At 37.0% G+C, this 19665-nt stretch carries 16 protein-coding genes and 1 pseudogene; 11 read left to right on the top strand and 6 right to left on the bottom strand.

What is annotated here, in order from left to right; genetic code table 11:
- From GNY06_RS11625 to GNY06_RS11635, 3 genes are all read right to left on the bottom strand, one after another.
- Nucleotides 1-544 (bottom strand): cbb3-type cytochrome c oxidase subunit I (locus tag GNY06_RS11625; protein WP_176590026.1); only part of this gene is annotated, 544 nt, incomplete at its 3' end.
- A gap of 12 nt (nt 545-556) precedes the next feature.
- A complete protein-coding gene (gene ccoS, locus GNY06_RS11630) occupies nt 557-757 on the bottom strand; it encodes a cbb3-type cytochrome oxidase assembly protein CcoS (RefSeq protein WP_244614427.1) in 201 nt (66 codons plus the stop codon).
- 144 nt (nt 758-901) lie between these two features.
- Nucleotides 902-3274 (bottom strand): heavy metal translocating P-type ATPase, encoded by a 2373-nt coding sequence (locus tag GNY06_RS11635; protein WP_166520224.1) that lies wholly within the window; start codon nt 3272-3274, stop codon nt 902-904.
- A 96-nt stretch (nt 3275-3370) separates the two neighbouring features.
- On the opposite strand from GNY06_RS11635, the gene GNY06_RS11640 reads away from it, so the two are divergent.
- The 11 genes and pseudogenes from GNY06_RS11640 (at nt 3371) to argH (ending at nt 13761) form a co-directional block, all read left to right on the top strand.
- Nucleotides 3371-4087, top strand: a complete 717-nt coding sequence (locus tag GNY06_RS11640; RefSeq protein ID WP_166520225.1) for a Crp/Fnr family transcriptional regulator — start codon at nt 3371-3373, stop codon at nt 4085-4087.
- A gap of 21 nt (nt 4088-4108) precedes the next feature.
- The gene (panB, locus tag GNY06_RS11645; RefSeq protein ID WP_166520226.1) at nt 4109-4924 is read left to right on the top strand and encodes a 3-methyl-2-oxobutanoate hydroxymethyltransferase; all 816 of its coding nucleotides are present in this window, start codon (nt 4109-4111) and stop codon (nt 4922-4924) included.
- A gap of 3 nt (nt 4925-4927) precedes the next feature.
- The gene (locus GNY06_RS11650; RefSeq protein ID WP_166520227.1) at nt 4928-5608 is read left to right on the top strand and encodes an RluA family pseudouridine synthase; all 681 of its coding nucleotides are present in this window, start codon (nt 4928-4930) and stop codon (nt 5606-5608) included.
- 203 nt (nt 5609-5811) lie between these two features.
- Nucleotides 5812-6348: pseudogene (locus tag GNY06_RS11655) on the top strand (GNAT family N-acetyltransferase); the annotation flags it as partial.
- A gap of 2 nt (nt 6349-6350) precedes the next feature.
- Entirely contained in the window at nt 6351-7550 is a 1200-nt protein-coding gene (locus GNY06_RS11660; RefSeq protein WP_166520228.1) for an argininosuccinate synthase, read from the top strand.
- Nucleotides 7540-8511: an N-acetyl-gamma-glutamyl-phosphate reductase gene (gene argC / locus GNY06_RS11665; protein WP_166520229.1), complete on the top strand. Its 972-nt coding sequence runs from the start codon at nt 7540-7542 to the stop codon at nt 8509-8511. The genes GNY06_RS11660 and argC overlap by 11 nt, the downstream gene beginning before the upstream one ends.
- A 3-nt stretch (nt 8512-8514) precedes the next feature.
- The gene (locus tag GNY06_RS11670; RefSeq protein ID WP_166520230.1) at nt 8515-9645 is read left to right on the top strand and encodes an aspartate aminotransferase family protein; all 1131 of its coding nucleotides are present in this window, start codon (nt 8515-8517) and stop codon (nt 9643-9645) included.
- Nucleotides 9638-10588, top strand: coding sequence for an N-acetylornithine carbamoyltransferase (locus GNY06_RS11675; RefSeq protein ID WP_166520231.1), 951 nt, complete (start codon nt 9638-9640; stop codon nt 10586-10588). The genes GNY06_RS11670 and GNY06_RS11675 overlap by 8 nt, the downstream gene beginning before the upstream one ends.
- Nucleotides 10589-10590: 2 nt before the next feature.
- Nucleotides 10591-11382 (top strand): acetylglutamate kinase, encoded by a 792-nt coding sequence (argB, locus tag GNY06_RS11680; RefSeq protein ID WP_166520232.1) that lies wholly within the window; start codon nt 10591-10593, stop codon nt 11380-11382.
- Nucleotides 11360-12445 (top strand): M20 family metallo-hydrolase, encoded by a 1086-nt coding sequence (locus GNY06_RS11685; RefSeq protein WP_166520233.1) that lies wholly within the window; start codon nt 11360-11362, stop codon nt 12443-12445. Before argB ends, GNY06_RS11685 begins: the two co-directional genes overlap by 23 nt.
- Before the next feature lie 5 nt (nt 12446-12450).
- Nucleotides 12451-13761 carry an argininosuccinate lyase gene (gene argH / locus GNY06_RS11690; protein ID WP_166520234.1) on the top strand — a complete coding sequence of 437 codons (1311 nt, stop codon included), beginning with the start codon at nt 12451-12453 and terminating at the stop codon, nt 13759-13761.
- On the opposite strand, the gene GNY06_RS11695 is transcribed toward argH, so the two are convergent.
- From GNY06_RS11695 to GNY06_RS11705, 3 genes are all read right to left on the bottom strand, one after another.
- The gene (locus GNY06_RS11695; protein WP_166520235.1) at nt 13755-14240 is read right to left on the bottom strand and encodes an Lrp/AsnC family transcriptional regulator; all 486 of its coding nucleotides are present in this window, start codon (nt 14238-14240) and stop codon (nt 13755-13757) included. The genes argH and GNY06_RS11695 overlap by 7 nt on opposite strands.
- A 67-nt stretch (nt 14241-14307) precedes the next feature.
- A complete protein-coding gene (locus GNY06_RS11700) occupies nt 14308-16479 on the bottom strand; it encodes an outer membrane beta-barrel family protein (protein ID WP_166520236.1) in 2172 nt (723 codons plus the stop codon).
- A gap of 700 nt (nt 16480-17179) precedes the next feature.
- Nucleotides 17180-19444 (bottom strand): aconitate hydratase, encoded by a 2265-nt coding sequence (locus GNY06_RS11705; protein ID WP_166520237.1) that lies wholly within the window; start codon nt 19442-19444, stop codon nt 17180-17182.
- Nucleotides 19445-19665: the final 221 nt, after the last annotated feature.

A 19665-nucleotide genomic window follows, 5' to 3' on the forward strand; every position in this document is an offset into this window, starting at 1 on the left:
CTACATATAAATGTCTTACTCTTCTTTTGGCTATCGTCGCAAACATGTTAACACCAAAGATGATCCACGAAAAAGCGATTAATATATCAATCGGCCACTCGTGTTCTGCATATTCCTTAGATGTATTGAAGCCCATTGCAAAAGTCACCCAGCTGGCTACTATCATCAGCTGCCAAGTCCAGAAATGTATCCATGATAGCGTATCGCTATACATACGGGCCTTTAATAACCTTTGGATACTATAATAAGCAGCAAAGAAAAATGAATTACAAACAAAAGCAAAAATTACAGTATTGGTATGCATCATTCTTATCCTGCCAAAGCCTAAGGCTCCCTGAGAGTGAATAAGACCTTGAATATTACCACTCCTTAAGCTTTGAATAGTGGTGTCATCTGTTCCCAACAAGAACTCCGGTAATTCAGGATAGAAGAGCATTAGTGCGGCGGTAAGCCCTAATACAAATCCTGCTATACCAAATACGATTGTAGCGTACAGAAAGGCGCGTACAATATTATTGTCATAACTAAACTTTTGTGTCTCCATTTTATAAAATCGCTATAATTTATCTATATTTTCTTCCTTTAAGTTTCCGTCGTCTTGCTGTTGGTGTTGTTTTTCTTTTTCTTCTTTTTGGATTTCAGAGTCGAACAGCATACGTACAGCTGGAGACTCATCATCTTCAAACTGTCCATTTTTGGCTCCTATAATAAAGATAATTAAGAAGATCACAGCTAAAGATACACTGCATACAATCATTAAGTATAGGATGTCCATAAATAAAACGTGCAAATATATGAAACAATTGTCTCTGCAAATTTACATAATATCTATGAAATTACCCATTTAACCGCTAAAAGTCTTAATTTAAAACCCTTCTAAATAAGCCCTCACATACAGGGTTTATTTAAAATATTTTAGAGCCCTTAACCAGGTGGCAGCAGATGTAAAGATAACGACGCTTATAGAGCTTGCAGGCATTAATATAGCGGCGATTAAAGGAGACATGTGTCCTGTAATAGCGAGTGTTAAGCCTACTATATTGTAGAGTAAACTGATGACAAAAGTAGTTTTTACAATATGAATAGCATCTTTGGAAAGGGAGAAGAAGTGAGATAAATCATGAAGCTTATTTCCATTCATAATAATATCGCAGGAAGGAGTGAAAGAATTACTGTCATCGGCGATAGCAATACCAACATCACTTTGCTTAAGGGCTCCAGCATCATTAAGGCCATCTCCAATCATGGCTACTTTTTTATCCTGTAGTTGTAACGCCTGAATGTATTCTAATTTTTGCTCCGGGGATTGGTTAAAATGAAGCTCCAGAATATTGGATATTTTTTTTAAGCTGTCTCTTTCAGACTCATTATCACCGCTCAATATATGTTTTTCATAGTGCGGAAGACTTTGAAATAATTTCTGTATGTTGTTTCTGTATTCATTTTTAAAGAGATATTTACCTAAGAGCTGGTCTTCCTTAATAATATACACAGCAGTTTCAATCTTTTCAGGGATAATACCAGCAAATTTTGCAGATCCAATTTTATAAAGTTGACCTCTGATACGGGCTTGGTAACCCGCACCAGGGGTTTCTTTGAATTTTTCTATAGCAAAATAGGGGTCATCTATAGCTAAATGATCATATAGAGATTTCGAGAGAGGGTGATTGGAATTTTTTAGTAAAGTTTTAATGTTTTCTTGGTCAAATTTACTTAAGACTACGCCTTCGAAAGAAATATTAGATTTTCTATGGTGGGTGATGGTTCCCGTTTTATCGAAGACCAAGGTATCAATCTTAGCCATCTTTTCTATGGTTAAAACATCTTTTACATACATCTTATTCTTACCCATAATGCGCATAATATGTCCTAAAGTAAAGGGCGCGGAGAGGGCTAGTGCGCATGGGCAAGCTACGATGAGAATGGCGCAGACCACCTGAAACATTTTTTCAAGATCTACCGTAGACCAATAAATGCCTGCAAGCAGGGTAATTCCTAATATAGTCAGGGTAAAGTATTTGCTAATAGTATTGGTAAGGGTGTCTAAACCGGTTTCATGCTTTTTAAAAGCTTCTTTATTCCAGAGTTGGGTAAGGTAGCTTTGATCTACATTTTTAATCACTTCAAGTTCTAATGCCGAACCTTTTTGTTTCCCTCCAGCAAATATTTTATCGCCTGGATTTTTACTGATGGTGGCGGATTCGCCTGTTATAAAGCTGTTGTCTATATTGCCTTCGCCGTTAATTAGGATGGCGTCTACGGGGATAATTTCCTCATTCCTTACCAAGATACGGTCTCCTATTTTAATCTCTGAAAGCAAGATGTTTTGCTGGGTTCCAAAGTCTATTTTGGTAACCGCAATCGGATAGAAAGACTTGTAGTCTCTGTCGTAGGAGAGTGCATTGTAGGTCCGCTGTTGGAAAATTTTCCCCAAAAGCATAAAAAATAAAAGACCGCAAAGGGTGTCGAAGTAGCCAGGGCCATAATTCGAGAAAATTTCGTAACAGCTCCGAAGGTAAAGGACTAGAATCCCGATCACAATAGGGATGTCGATGGTGATTCTTTTGTTTTTAAGCCCATACCATGCTGAAGTATAGTAACTTGATGCCGAAAATATAACTACTGCTGTGGCGAGCATAAACATCAGCCAACGAAATAGAGGTATATAGTGCTCTAACCATACATCACCCCGACCAAACCAATGAGACCAGTACTCAGGAAGGGAGAAAAACATGCCGTTTCCAAAAGCAAAACCTGCAATAGCTACTTTTATCACTAAATTCTTATCGATTTTATCTGCCTTTTTATCTGCTGACTCTAAGTTAATAACAGGTTTATAGCCTAAGCGGGAAAGGAATAAAGCAAGTTCGCTGAGCTTCAGCGCTGTATGCTTAAAGGATATTTGAACGGTTTTTTTAGTAAAGTTGACCATGGAATAGCGAATGCCCGAATGTAGAGTCTGTAAACTCTCCAACAGCCAGATACAAGAAGAGCAATGAATAACCGGAATTTTAAATGTTACCAGTGAAATATCACCTTCAGAGAAATCTACAATACGCGCAAAAACTTCTGGGGTATCCAGATAATCAAAAGGGAGTGTTTCGTCACTGGGTCTAATACCTGCATTTTTATTCAACTCATAAAAGGCTGTGAGATGATTCATGTTGAGTATTTCATACACAGATTTGCAGCCGTTACAACAGAATTTCTTCTCATCAAAATGGATAATTTCTTTACCCATAGCCTGTCCACAGTGGAAACAGCTTTCCCTCATTTTACTACATTTTTGGTATGCAAAATTATGACAAAAACTTTTGAAGAGCGGTTTAATTGTATTAAATTTGTCTGATAATTATCATATGATCTTTCTATGGCGCCAGATTCTAAATTCCAACAGATTGAGATGGCTTTTTTAAAGACTTTTAATGAAAAGTCTTTCAAGGAAAACCTTTCCCCTCAAAATTTTGAAAAATATATTAAAGGCAAAGAGATTCTGATTTTAAAAAAAGGAGATACGCTTTTTAATGAGGGTGATTTTCCAAAAGGCGTCTATTTTATAGATAAAGGAACGATTAAACTCTCCAAGTTAGGTTTTTTTAAGAAAGAACAGATATTGAGGTTTTGTGTCGGAGGCGATTTAGTGGGATATCGCTCGTTGTTATGTGATGAGCCTTTTGGAGCTACGGCAGAAGCAATGGAAGATGCAGAAATTATATTTCTCCCCGTAGACATATTCAATCACCTCTTAGAGGTCGATCCTAAACTTTCCTACGCGATGTTGCAAAAAATAGCTTATGAACTGGGGGAGGCGTCTAAGACCATTACCCTTTTAGCTCAAAAGACTGTTCGGGAACGCTTGGCCGAGGTGCTGCTATTGCTAGAGCAAAAGTTAGGTACTGATCCCGAGGGTTTTATTAAAATATCTTTAACAAGGGAAGAGATTGCCAATCTTGTAGGTACTGCAACCGAAAGTGCCATTCGATTGATTTCTGAATTCAAGCAGGATGAGCTTATAAGTGTCAATGGTAGAAATATTAGAATATTAAACCACGAAAAACTTAGAAAACTGGGGCATGTATCCATTTAATGATTTAAAAAAGTAATAAATATGTCTGTACATAACGAAGTGAAGAGGGTGACTACGGAGTCTTTTCGTAAGATGAAAGCAGAGCAAGAAAAAATATCTATACTTACAGCATATGATTTTACCATTGCTAAAATAATAGAGTCTGGCGGAGTAGATGCCGTTTTAATAGGAGATTCTGCAGCAAATGTTATGGCGGGTCATGAAACGACTCTGCCTATGACTTTGGATCAGATGATTTATCACGCACAGTGCGTAGTGCGAGGTGTGTCTAAGGCTTTGGTGATTGCTGATTTGCCTTTTGGAACATATCAATCCAATCCTAAAAAGGCATTGAATTCTGCAGTGAGGATGATGAAGGAATCTGGTGTACATGCTGTAAAATTAGAAGGTGGAGCTGAAATTGCAGACTCTGTGAAATTGATTCTAGATGCAGGTATTCCGGTGATGGGGCATTTAGGTTTGACTCCTCAGTCTATTTATCAATTTGGAACTTATAAGGTAAGGGCAAAAGAAGATTTTGAAGCTCAGAAACTGATTAGCGACGCTCAACTTTTAGAAGAATTGGGATGTTTCTCTGTGGTATTAGAAAAAATTCCGGCTGATTTAGCAAAGCGGGTAACTGAGAGTGTAAGTATTCCCACCATTGGGATCGGAGCTGGACCTGACTGTGATGGTCAGGTATTGGTATTTCAGGATATGATAGGGATGAATAAGGGATTTAGTCCTAAATTTCTAAGGCGGTATATGGACTTGTTTGATCAGATGTCTGAAGCTGTAGGAAATTATGTGAAGGATGTAAAATCAGGTGACTTTCCCAATCAAAAGGAAAGTTATTAGGATATGATTGCTTCTCAAATTCTATATGAAGACAATCACCTTTTGGTCATTAATAAAAAAGTGGGCCAATTGGTGCAAGGAGATAAAACAGGTGATAAATCTCTTCTTGAGGAGATTAAGAATTTTATAAAAATAAGAGATCAAAAGCCCGGAAATGTTTTTCTGGGTTTAGTGCATCGTATTGATAGGCCTACTTCGGGTTTAGTTATTTATGCTAAAACGAGTAAAGCGCTTTCTCGGTTGACTCAAATGGTTAAAAATAGGGAAATCCAAAAAATTTATTGGGCAGTGGTGCCAAAAGAAATGATCCCTTTGGAGCAGAAATTGCTACACTATCTCCGTAAAAATGAAAAGAATAATAAAACTACAGTTTTCGAAAGGCTTACGGAAGGGGCTAAAGAGGCTATTCTCTATTACAAGGTGATTAAAACCTTAGATCAGTATTATTTATTGGAAATTGATCTTGAGACAGGAAGGCATCACCAGATAAGAGCGCAGTTGTCTAAAATAGGAATTCCTATTAAGGGGGATCTAAAATATGGTGCTCAGCGATCAAATCCAGATGGTGGAATTCATTTGCATGCCAGAAGGCTTAATTTTAATCATCCCGTTACCCAGCAACCTCTTGAAATCATAGCGCCCACCTCCTCTCGGGATAGTGTTTGGAAAGCCTGTGAAAATTAATTTGTACTTAAGAAATACATAAAAAAACTCTAATCCTCCAGGTTAGAGTTTTTTTATGTATAATTTATATCTGTTTATATCTGTATTAATAGATAATATATCTACTGAATAAAATATATGAAGATTTAAACTTAATTTAATTTGCGTATTTGTAAATAAATTACATAGATTTGCGTTTCGTTTGTTAATTTAATTTTAAAGGCATGTTTGTGTTGAGACAAGCTATCGCTGAAGATGGTAAATATGCACAGATGATCTGTGATGAAATGAGAAATTCTGCCAAGATTCGAGGAACCGGAATCGCTGAGCGTACGCCCGAATATATTCGCAATAAAATGCGTCAGGGTAAAGCTGTAATTGCTTTTTCTGAGGAAGGTTTGTGGGCAGGGTTTTGCTATATTGAAGATTGGACTGGTGAATTTGTTGCAAATTCAGGGCTTATCGTCAATCCTATTTTTAGGAAAAATGGCTTGGCTCGTCAGATAAAACAAGCTGTATTCAATCTGTCTCTTCAGCAATACCCTGAGGCCAAGATTTTTGGGTTAACGACAGGTTTAGCCGTAATGAAGATTAATAGCGAACTAGGCTACCAACCGGTAACTTACTCTGAATTGACCCAGGACGAAGGCTTTTGGAGTGGTTGTAAGAGTTGCGTAAATTATAACATATTAATAAGCAAAAATCGTAAAAATTGCCTCTGCACGGCAATGCTATATCAACCTAAAAATAAATCCCAAGAAGAATGAAAAAAAAAGTAATCTTAGCCTATAGCGGTGGGTTGGATACCACCTACTGTGCATTATATCTCTCCCGTGTATTAGAGTACGAGGTACATGCTGTAACCATCAATACGGGCGGGTTCACTAGAGTAGAATTAGATGAAATTAAGCAAAGAGCCCTCTCTTTAGGAGTTGTCTCTTATACGTGTATCGATAGTGTGGTAGAATACTATGAATCATGCCTTAAATATCTTCTATTTGGAAATGTACTAAAAAATAATACCTATCCATTGTCAGTAAGTGCAGAGAGGACAATCCAGGCTAAGTTGATTGCAGAACATGCATTGAAGGTGGGGGCTCATGCCATCTGTCATGGGAGCACCGGAGCGGGTAATGATCAGATTAGGTTTGATGTTGCCTTCCACGTTTTAGCACCTCATATGAAAATTATAACGCCTATTAGGGATTTGAAACTGAGCCGAGAAGAAGAGATGGCTTTTTTAAAGGAAAATAAAGTAGATATGAATTTTGAAAAAGCTAAATATTCTATTAATAAAGGCTTATGGGGAACTTCCGTAGGAGGGAATGAAACCTTGACTTCAGATCAATACCTCCCAGAAGAAGCCTTTCCTTCTCAAGTGCATAAAACAACATCGGAGCAGCACACTTTGCTTTTTGACAATGGAGAATTGGTAGGCGTAGATACAGAGGTTTATAACCATCCCATTAAAGCCATTAAAAAGCTCGAAGAATTAGCCTCTCCTTTTGGTATAGGTAGGGATATACATGTTGGAGACACTATTATTGGGATTAAAGGAAGGGTTGGATTTGAGGCCTCTGCAGCATTAATTGCGATAAAAGCTCATCATTTACTCGAAAAGCATACCCTATCCAAGCACCAGCTGGCCATTAAGGATCAGTTGGCAGTGGTATACGGAAACTGGCTACACGAGGCGATGTTTCTTGATCCGGTAATGCGAAATATTGAAACCTTCTTTAAGCATTCACAATCCAGTGTGAGTGGTAAAGTTTTTATGACATTTTTACCCTATCGTTTTATTTTAAATGGAGTGGAGTCTCAATTCGATTTAATGTCAGATCAATTTGGGCAATATGGTGAGAACAATAAAGCTTGGACAGGAGAAGATGTGAAGGGTTTTTCAAAAATTATGGCAAATGCTTTAACCATATATCATCAAATCAATCCCGGATATGGACAATAAAATCAGAGCAGGTATTGTTGGGAGTACAGGTTATACAGGAGGTGAGTTGATAAGGCTATTACTCGTTCATCCGCAGGTGGACTTGGTTTTTATGCTGAGCAGAAGCGCTGCAGGAAATAAAGTTTCTAGCATTCATTCCGATTTATTAGGGGAGACGGATATGGTGTTTACCTCCGAATTAAAAGTTGTGGATGTCCTTTTTTTATGCCTTCCCCATACAGAAAGTAAGCTTTGGCTAGAGCGCAATTATATTTCTGCACAAACCAAAATAATTGATTTGGGAAACGACTTTCGCTTAGATCCCGAATTTTATACCAGAAATTTTGTCTACGGATTGCCGGAGTTGCACAGAGAGAAAATAAAAACAGCCCAGGAAGTGGCCAATCCAGGGTGTTTTGCATCGGCTATTCAGTATGCCCTTCTCCCTCTGGCTAAGAATAAATATTTAAACGGGGTATTTGTAACGGGTATAACGGGCAGCACAGGAGCAGGCATACAACCCCAAGCGACCACACATTTTTCGTGGCGTAATGATAATGTTTCAGCTTATAAGGTGCTGGAACACCAACATACAGGAGAAATAAAGAAAAACCTGGAAGTTTTAAATCATAAGGAGGTTAAACTTTATTTTGTCCCCTGGAGAGGAGATTGGGCACGAGGTATTTTTGTGAGTGCTACTTTAGAGTGTTGTCAATCGCTAAATGAACTGTATGCCTTGTTTGAATATTTTTATCAAGATCATCCTTTTATAGGTGTTTCTAGAGAGAATATTTCAATGAAGCAGGTAGTGAATACGAATAAGTGCATCATACAGCTCGAGAAAAAAGAAGAGGTCTTAGTGGTACATTCGGCCATTGATAACTTATTAAAAGGAGCTTCAGGACAAGCGGTTCAGAATATGAATTTAATGTTTGGTCTTCCTGAAGATACAGCATTACACCTAAAACCATTAGCTTATTAAAAAATGAATTTATTTGAGGTATATAGTCTTTTTGATCTTACACCAGTGAAATCGCAAGGGTGTTACTTATGGGATGAAAAAGGTGATAAGTATTTAGATTTATATGGGGGTCACGCCGTGATTTCGGTAGGTCATTCCCATGCTTATTATATCAAGGCGATTACGGATCAACTGAATAAAATTGGATTCTATTCTAATTCGGTACATATCCCTATACAAGCCCATTTAGCAGTATTGTTAGGAGAATTAAGTGGTTATCCCGATTATCAATTTTTCATGTGTAATTCAGGAGCTGAAGCCAACGAAAATGCACTTAAACTGGCTTCCTTTCATACAAATAAAAAAAAGGTGATCGCCTTTCGTCACTCTTTCCATGGGCGGACTTCTGCAGCGGTAGCAGCCACCGATGATGTCAGTATAGTTTCGCCACTTAACCAAACAGAAAATATTGTATTTGTAGGCTTTAATGACGCAGAAGCTTTAGAAAAAGCATTTGCTAAATATGAAGTTTCCGCAGTTATTATTGAAGGCATTCAGGGGGTGGGTGGAGTAAGGATTCCGACGACCTCATTTTTGAAGAAAATAGAAAATTTATGTCATCAATACGATGCTCTATTTATTGTAGATGAAATTCAGTCTGGGTATGGAAGGACAGGTAAATTTTTTGCCCACCAGTTTTCAGGAGTAAGGCCTCATATTATTACTGTTGCAAAAGGTATGGGAAACGGGTTCCCGGTGGCAGGGGTTCTTATTTCCCCTCATATTAAGGCTAAAAAAGGGATGTTGGGAACCACCTTTGGGGGTAATTATTTGGCATGCGCAGCCTCTTTAGCTGTATTAGAAATTATACAACGTGAAGAGCTCATACAAAATGCTCAAAAGATGGGAGTGTATCTCTTGGATCATCTTAGGACAATTCCCCAAATAAAAGAGATTCGGGGACGTGGTCTTATGGTAGGTATAGAACTATTACAGCCTTGTGATGAAATTCGGAGACAGCTGCTATGGAAGCATAAAATTCTTACTGGAAATGCCGCTCAGAAAAATACCCTAAGAATTTTACCTTCCTTATCGGTATCCGAAATAGAAATTAATCAATTTATTAAAGCTTTAAAAACCGAACTGAATGGCTGATTTACAAAAATTCACCTGTGTAAAGGATATTTATAATCTATCTCAAGCACTCCAAGAATGTATAGAGATAAAGAAGAATCCCTTAGCCACACCTGATGTGGGTAAAGGGAAAACTGTAGGGCTTATTTTTTTAAATCCCAGTCTTCGTACCCGTATTAGTATGCAGAAGGCTTGTCAGAATTTAGGATTCAACTCTATCGTGATCAATGCGGGTCAGGATGCTTGGACTTGGGAGTTAGAGGAAGGTATGGTAATGAATGGTGTTGGCGTAGAGCATATTAAAGATGCAGCAAAAGTATTAAGCGAGTATTGCGATGTAATAGCCATTCGTTGTTTTCCATATCTGAAGAATAGAGAAGAAGACGCCCAAGACCGTATACTTAATCAATTTATAAAGTATGCTTCTGTACCTATTATTTCCTTGGAATCGACGACTCGTCACCCTCTGCAAAGTTTTGCTGATATGCTTACCATTAAAGAAAATTGGCTTGAGAGTAGAAGGCCTAAAGTAGTACTTACCTGGGCTCCCCACATCAAGCCTATAGCGCATTCTGTGGCCAATTCTTTTTGTGAGTGGATAAAAGAAATTGATGCTGAAGTTGTGGTAGCTTGCCCTGAGGGTTATGATTTGGATCCGCAATATACTCAAGGCTTAATGATTACTCATAAGCAAGCAGAAGCCTTAAAAGGAGCTGATTTTATCTATGTTAAGAATTGGTCTTCTTTTCATCTTTACGGAGCTACTCCTGAGGTCGATGAGGATTGGCAGTTGACAGCGGATAAACTTAGAGAATCTCCCACGGCCAAAATTATGCATTGTCTTCCGGTTAGAAGAAATGTAGAGATCGATGATGAGGTTCTGGATAGCGAGAATGCTTTAATTTATAAACAGGCTGCTAATCGGCTGGTAACTGCGCAGTGGGTTCTTAAAAATATTGTATAAACATGAAAGGTTCATTATATATCGTTAAGATAGGGGGGAATATTATTGATGATAAGAAAAAGCTCAGCTCTTTTTTAAAGGATTTTTCCACTATAAAGGAGCCGAAAATATTGGTTCATGGAGGGGGAAAAATAGCTACAGAAATTGCGGCTAAAATGCAGATTCCGCAGCAAGTATATGAAGGACGCCGTATTACGGATGCTGAAACTTTAAAATTGGTAACGATGGTTTATGCTGGGCTTATCAATAAAAATATAGTAGCAGCTTTGTCGGCATACGGAGTTTCGGCGATAGGACTTTCGGGTGCAGACGCGAATAGCGTTAAGGCGTATAAAAAACCTGTAGATAAGATTGATTTTGGTTTTGCAGGCGATATAGTGGCTGTGAATTTCGAAAAAATTGCGAAACTTTTGGAGTTGGGTCTGATTCCGGTATTTTGTGCGGTCACTCATGATGGGAGAGGACAGTTGCTCAATACCAATGCAGATGTAGTGGCCTCTTGTATTGCAGGAGCAATGACGGCATATTATAAAAGTTTTTTGTATTACTGTTTTGAGAAAAGAGGAGTGCTAAAAGATCCTGATAATAATAGTTCTGTTATTCCAGAGATTAATATGGATGTTTATTCTAAGTTGAGAAGAGAAGGAAAAATTTTTCAGGGGATGATTCCTAAACTCGATCAGGCATTTTCAGCATTACAAAAAGGAGTAAAGTCTGTTTATATTTTACAAGGAGAAGATCTTAGGTCTTCTATTTTAAATCTCCGAACGCATGGAACTAGAATTACAATATAATCAGATAGAGCTATTGTTTCAGGAAGTACTAGAGCTCCTTAAGCAATTAATAGAAACACCTTCTTTTAGTGGAGAGGAAGAACATACGGCTTCTTTGATAGGGGATTTTCTTAAAGCTAAAGGCATTTCCTATCAGAGAGCCGGAAATAATATCTGGGCTCAGAATCTTTATTTTGATAAAACAAAGCCCACTATTTTATTGAATTCCCATCACGATACGGTAAAACCTAATAAGAGTTATACTCGCGATCCATTTAAAGCTATAGAGCGGGAAGGGAAGTTGTATGGATTGGGAAGTAATGATGCAGGAGGCGCTTTGGTGGGCCTGATCGCTACTTTTTTATATTTTTACTCCAATAAAAACTTACGCTACAATATCATTCTCTCTGCTACAGCTGAAGAAGAAATCTCCGGAGAAAATGGTGTGGCTTCTATTTTACCTCAGTTAGGAAGTTTAGACTTTGCTATTGTAGGAGAGCCTACCGAGATGCAATTAGCCATTGCTGAAAAAGGACTTTTGGTATTGGATTGCGTAGCAAAAGGAACGCCCTCCCATGCAGCGCATGTAAATACGGATAATGCTATTTACAATGCTATAGAAGATATTGAAAGGGTTAGAACTTATGAGTTTCCCAGAGTCTCCCCATGGTTGGGTAAAGTAAAGATGACTGTTACGATGTTAAATGCTGGTCGTCAGCATAATGTAGTTCCGGATGAGTGCCGTTTTACAATCGATATAAGAGTAACGGATCAGTACACTAATCGAGAGGTTTATGAAATGATCAAAAAGCATTTAAAATCACAAGTGGAACCCAGATCTCTTCGACTAAACTCCTCGTCTATTTCGGAAGATCACCCTATTGTAAAGGCAGGTATTGGATTAGGAAGAAAGTGTTACGGTTCTCCTACCTCATCCGATCAGGCTGTAATTCCTTTTCCGTCCATAAAATTGGGCCCCGGCCTCTCTACCCGCTCTCATAGCGCAGATGAATATATTTTCCTTTCGGAAATAAAAAAGGGAATAGAGCTTTATATTAAAATTTTAGAAAACATTATTTATTAAATTTTATGAAACTTTGGGATAAAAATATAAAATCTTCAGAAAAGGAATATGCTAAGATTATTGAAGCTTTTACTATCGGTAGTGATCGTAATTTTGACCTACAATTGGCAGAGTATGATATTAGAGGGAGTTTAGCCCATGCTGAGATGTTATCTCAGATAGGGCTACTTACACTAGCCGAATGGACAGTTTTGAAAACGGCGCTATTGCAGATGTTGAAGAAAGTTAAAGAAGATGATTTCTCTATAGCACCTGGAATAGAGGATATACACTCTCAGATAGAATTTGAGCTGACACAAAGCGTAGGTGAGGTAGGAAAAAAAATCCACAGTGCGCGCTCTCGTAATGATCAGGTTTTGGTCGCGATAAAGCTTTATTTAAAAGATGAAATTAGAAAAATAGCCATTTTCTCAGAGCAGTTGTTTAAGAGATTGCAGGGGCTTAGTGAACAGCATCGTCATCATCTAATGCCCGGATATACACATTTTCAGTTGGCGATGCCTTCATCTTTTGGGCTCTGGTTTGGAGCTTATGCAGAGTCTTTAACAGATGATTTAGAATTGCTCTTGGCCGCCTATCGTGTATGTAATAAAAATCCTTTAGGATCAGCAGCCGGATTTGGATCTTCTTTTCCGATCGATCGAGAATTTACTACTGAAAAATTAGGCTTTAAGACACTTAACTACAATGTGGTTTATGCACAGATGACCCGAGGAAAGGTGGAAAAAATTGTAGCGATGGCCTTGGCAAATCTAGCAGCCACCTTGGGTAAATTTTCATACGATGTATGTTTATATATGAATCAGAATTTTGGATTTATAAGTTTTCCAGAGTCTCTTACTACAGGAAGTTCTATTATGCCTCATAAAAAAAATCCGGATGTTTTTGAATTGGTGAGGGCAAAAGCTTCAAAAATACAGGCTTTACCCAATGAGCTTAGCCTGTTGATAAATAATTTACCCTCGGGGTATCATAGGGATTATCAGCTCACCAAAGAAATTTTGTTTCCAGAGATTGATAATCTTAAAAATTGTCTCCAAATATTAGATTTTATGCTACAACATATTATGATAAAAGAAAATATTCTGCAAGATGAAAAATACAAATATCTATTTAGTGTGGAGGCTGTAAATCGTGAAGTATTATCTGGTATGGCATTTCGAGAAGCCTATAAAAAAATTGGTATTGAAATTGAGCGGGATCAATTCCATCCTCATGATTCGCTTGCACACACGCATATAGGAAGTATGGGCAACTTAGCTACAGAAAAGATAAAAGAAAATTTTTATAAGATTTTTAATAAGATTTTTCAATAGAAATCCTCTGAATTGGGGATTTTAAACGCGGTTTCTTTTTTAATCTCTGTCATGACGATACTGCTGTGGTATTGTCCGATGTTGGGGAGGTTGGAAATGGTATTGATAATAAATTTATTGTAGCTATCAATATCGGTAGCCACAACCTTTAGCATATAATCATAATTTCCGGAGACACTAATGGTCTCTACGATTTCTGGAATATCTTTTATAGCTTCTTCAAATTTCATCAAGGCTTGTTTGGATTGCTCTTTTAAAGTCACATTACAGTAGGCCGCTACTTTTAAACCTATTTTCTGGCGGTCTATTAAAGCGACGTATTTACTGATAATACCCGACTCTTCCATATTTTTTATGCGCTCATAAGTAGGTGTAAATGAAAGTTGTATACGGGAAGCAATTTCTTTAACCGATAATTTTGCGTCTTGTTGAAGAATTTCCAGAATTTGCTTATTTTTATCGTCTAGGTGATATTTCATTTTTCTTTTGTATTATGGGCGAAAGATAGTAAAATTATCTTTTATTTAATAAATACAGTATGAAAAATTAATATTTTAAGCGAATGTTGTTATTTTTAGTCTCTGTATGTGGAAGATAATCTTCTTCTTTTGCTAATTTATTTTTGGTGGGTACTTTATAATTGATAGAAAGACCAAAATTTCTGGTATCATATTTATCATGTAATATAACGCCAGGTGTTTCATTAGTGGTGCGAAAAGACATTCTATTGCGGTTAAAAATATCGTTGACGAAAAGAGCAATTGTCAATTTATCACGATTAAGTTTTTTTGATAATGTAAAGTTTAAATTGTTGTTAATAGGGAAAATGGGTTTGAAGTAATAGTAATTTCCTTTGGTGATATAGCTGTAAGACGCTATGAGTCGAATATTTTTAGGTAAAATAAAGTGTCCGGTCACATTAAAATTCCATAAGCCGTCTGAAGGTGTTATATTTTGTATTTTCTGAAATTGGTATCCACCATAAATATAGATGAAGTTAACTTTGTCAGGATTAAAGTTGAGCTTCATAATTTCATGTAAAGAGTGAGTGAACAACATCAGTGATAAAGGAACCCCTATATTTAAATTATGCTGTTTTAGACGATCAATATTCGTATTAGTATATAAAATTTTATCTCCCTCTCTTTTTACATACTCGACAGCCTGATTTTTTATTCTCCCTAAATTGTAGCTAATAAAAGCATAATCGAAGACGCTCATTTTTGCTTCTATATTATCATATAAAGTAGGGCTTAAGAAAGGATTTCCTATAAAGTCTACATTGGATCCCTGATAGTTTATATTATTAGGGTTTAAAAAAGAGATATCGGGAAGGCTTATTTTTTTACTGTAATTGAGGTTAAGCTTGATAGCTTGTGTAAAATTATATTGTATACGGGCATTTGGAAATAGCTTACTCTTTTTTAAAGCTGGGAGCTTTTCAGATGTTCCTTCTTTTTTTAGTACCGTGGTACCATAAATATCATAGCTTTCTGCGCGTATGCCTGCCGTGAAATCAAAATTTTTATATTTTGATATCACTTCGCTATACATTGATGTACTCTGTCGGTGATAGTCTAGATTCTTTAATGATGCCTTTAGGGTTTTATAATCTAGCTTTTCATATGTTCCCCCCAAATTTATTTTTCCTCCATCTAAAATAGGTATAGGTTGAGTATAGTCTACCTTGAAGTTGTAAATATTTTGATAGACTTTATTTTCTGGATAAACAAAAGTTGAATGATTAGGAGATGTAAAATAAGAGGATTGTCTAAATTGATTTCTATAATTGGTATAGCTGAAGGTAACATCCAGCTTTTGATCAGGATTGTTAAACTTTTTCTGATAGTTTACTACCCCTTCGTGACGGTAACTTAGATTTTTACTATTTCCGGTATCTTGAAAAATATCGGCTACTTTATTCACTATTTGTATGCCGGAAGCCTGTATGTCGTTTTTGTCATGAGACGGGTTAAAATTATAATTCAATAATAGAAGGTCTTTTCCTATATTAAAACGCAAGTATAGTTTGGTAAAATACCCGCGTAGATAACGATCATAGAAACTGTTTAAAATATCATCCGCTTGTGAAATTCTAAAAGATTCGCGGTAGCTATGTCCTGCAGTTAATTGCCATCCCATCCATTTGTTTCTAGAGCTGAGGGCGATATTGTTATTGAGCGTATTTCTAAATTTATCGTAATTTGAAAATCTATAATTGGTAGAATAAGTGGCTGTTAGGTAGTTTTTAGCGCTGTGATGGGTTATAATATTAAGGATAGCTTGGCCTGCTGTAGCTGGAAATTCGGCACCGGGTTGGGTGATGACTTCTATTTTATCTATAGAGTTGGCAGGCATACCTTCCAGAAAGGAAATTAATTCATTTCTCGAAATATTGAGGGGTTGACCATCCATATATATTGACAGTTGCTTGCCCTGATAGATAATCCCGGCCATATCGCTGACCAAAATTCCCGGGAGTTGTTTGATTCCTTCTAGTGTTGAACCCGAGGAGAGGTGAGGCTGACCCGATAAATTAATGATTGTGCGATCAGGTTTGTACTCTACGGGTTTTTGAATTTTTGTGATATGAACGTGCTGTATTTCTTTATCTGTATTATTGAATATTTGCGGAATATCAGGTGTATCCCGTTGTTGTGCAAAGGTAGAAACACTAAACGATATAATCCCTGCAAATATAAGATGAGACCTTTGCATAATTTGAATTTATAATATTTTAATTTTTGTGCTTTACTTGTAGAGTATAGCTCATAGAAGCCGTACATTCTTTTTCTTATGTGTTTTTACCTTATATGGGTATGGCGCTTTAATAATCGTATAGGCTTTCCTAAATAGAGGATAAAACCCAATTAAACATAGACTTATCTTTTCAAAGAGAGACAAAAAATTATATATAGGGGGTGTCTTTAAATGCATGTATTGTACAAAAGGATATTTTTGAGTGTTTAGCAGTCAGTTTGTACGATAACGTTAAAGTTAGTTTGCTAAAAATAACATTTTGCATTTATGATTGTTGATTTGAATACAGAAGGCTTTGTTTTTTTCATCATTGTAAGAAGTGCTTTAATTATTGAATCTTGAATGGCGTAGAAAAAATTTAGATTTACATTATTTTGTTAATATATTTTCACATGTGTGTTTTTTTATAAAAAACTGTTTTATTGCAAGTTACAAAAGAATTTTAAAAAATTTGCAATAAAACAGCATAAATTTAATTAAGATATTAACGGCGTTTTTTCTTTATCAATTTAAAACTTATATGAGGATGAGATACTGAAGATGTTAAGACATAAATCGTTATTTTCTAATGTAAATTGGATTTTTTGATTAAAAAAAACTGTCTCTTAAGAGACAGCTTTAGTAGTATACAGGGCATGGGTCAACCAGAAATAGAGACTTATGATCCTTGTTGTTTGATGAGATTCAGAGCAGATCCTGCTTTAAACCATCCAATTTGTCCTGCGTTATAAGTATGATTTGCCAAAATAATATCTTTGGATCCATCTGCATGTACGATCTCTATTTGTAGGGCTTTTTCCGGAGCAAATTGATCTAAATCTAAGAAATTGAAGGTGTCGTCTTCCATAATTTTATCATAGTCATCCTTGTTAGCAAATGTTAAAGCTAACATACCCTGCTTTTTGAGGTTGGTTTCATGAATACGGGCGAAAGATTTTACCAGTACTGCTCTTACACCCAAATGTCTAGGTTCCATGGCGGCGTGCTCTCTGGAAGAGCCTTCTCCATAATTTTCATCGCCTACTACAATGGTGGGCACATTGGAAGCTTTGTAAGTTCTCGCAGAAGCGGGAACTTCCATAAATTCACCCGTTAATTGATTTTTAACCTTATTGGTTTCCATACTGTAGGCATTTACGGCACCGATTAACATATTGTTAGAAATGTTATCGAGGTGACCTCTATATTTTAACCAAGGTCCTGCCATAGAAATATGGTCGGTAGTACATTTGCCAAAAGCTTTAATTAATAATTTGGCTCCTGTTATATTTTTACCATCCCATGGCTTAAATTCTTCTAATAGTTGAAGGCGATCAGAATCCGGAGATACCATCACATTCACTGAGGAACCATCCTTAGCAGGGGCTATATATCCCGCATCTTCTACATCAAAACCTTTAAGTGGGAGTTCATATCCTTGTGGTTCATCTAGTATTACTTCCTCTCCTTCTTTATTGATCAGTTTATCTTTTCGTGGGTCAAAATCTAATCTTCCGGCTATGGCAAGTGCTGTTACAATTTCAGGGGAGCCTACAAAGGCATAGGTATTAGGGTTGCCATCAGCTCTTTTTGAAAAGTTTCTGTTAAAAGAGTGAACAATTGTATTTTTCTCTTGTTTTTCTGATCCTTCGCGTGCCCATTGGCCGATACAAGGGCCGCATGCATTTGCAAACACCTTACCTCCAATTTTAGAGAAAGTATCTAAAAGTCCATCTCTTTCTACCGTGTAGCGTACCAATTCGGACCCCGGAGTAATGGTGTATTCTGCCGCGGCAACTAATCCTTTTTCGATGGCCTGATTGGCAATTGAAGCGGCTCTTGAGATATCTTCATAAGAAGAGTTGGTGCAAGAGCCTATCAGCCCCACTTCCACTTTTGTAGGCCATCCATTTTTCTGAGCAATCTCTTTGATTTTGGATATAGGCGTATAGAGATCCGGGGTAAAAGGACCGTTTAATGCAGGTTCTAATTCATCTAGATTGATTTCGATAAGTTGATCGTAGTATTGAGCAGGATCATTGTATACCTCTTGGTCAGCTCTTAGGTGATGGGCAATGGCTTCTGCTCCGGTAGCTACATCTTCTCTACCAGTAGCTTTTAGGTATTTAGCCATATTGCTGTCAAAAGCAAAGATGGAGGTAGTAGCGCCAATCTCTGCACCCATGTTACAGATGGTTCCTTTTCCAGTACACGAAAGAGATTCTGCTCCCTCTCCAAAATATTCAACAATAGCTCCTGTACCTCCTTTTACGGTCAATATCCCCGCAACTTTTAGAATAACATCTTTAGGAGAGCACCATCCGCTTAATTTACCCGTGAGTTTGATTCCGATCATCTTCGGGAATTTAAGTTCCCATGGCATACCCGCCATTACATCTACCGCATCTGCACCGCCTACGCCAATGGCGATCATACCTAAACCTCCAGCATTTGGAGTGTGGGAGTCGGTTCCGATCATCATCCCTCCTGGGAAAGCATAATTTTCTAAAACAACTTGGTGAATAATACCCGCACCTGGCTTCCAAAAGCCAATACCATATTTATTAGAAACGGATTGAAGAAATTGATAAACTTCATTATTTTTACTTTCAGCTTGCTGAAGATCTTTGTCTGCTCCAACTCTTGCCTGGATAAGGTGGTCTGCGTGTACAGTAGAAGGTACAGCTACTTTTTTCTTGCCTGCTTGCATAAATTGCAATAAAGCCATTTGTGCGGTAGCATCCTGCATGGCAACTCTATCCGGAGCAAAATCTACGTAAGATTCACCGCGCTTGAAAGATGCGGGAGTTTGCGTTGAAAATAAGTGGGAACATAAAATTTTCTCTGAATAGGTGAGAGGCCTTCCCATAAACGCTCTTGCTGCATTTACTCTATTTTCAAAATCAGAATAAACGCTTTTGATCATATCCAAATCAAAGGTCATATGCTAAAAGTTTTTTATACGTTAACACCCTCAACTCGTCTTTATTTTAAAAGTTGAGAGCACACAAAATTACGAATTATATATTGTCTTTTAGAGGATATATAATTTAGAATGCTTATAAATATAATAAAAAAAGTCTATTTTTTACTATATTTACCACCCAAATAGCACTCTTAGCCTTTATTATAAAGGAGAATGAGCGGTTTTGGCAACAACTTGGT

The organism is Elizabethkingia argenteiflava (genome assembly GCF_009904105.1).
GTDB classification, from domain to species: Bacteria; Bacteroidota; Bacteroidia; order Flavobacteriales; family Weeksellaceae; genus Elizabethkingia; species Elizabethkingia argenteiflava.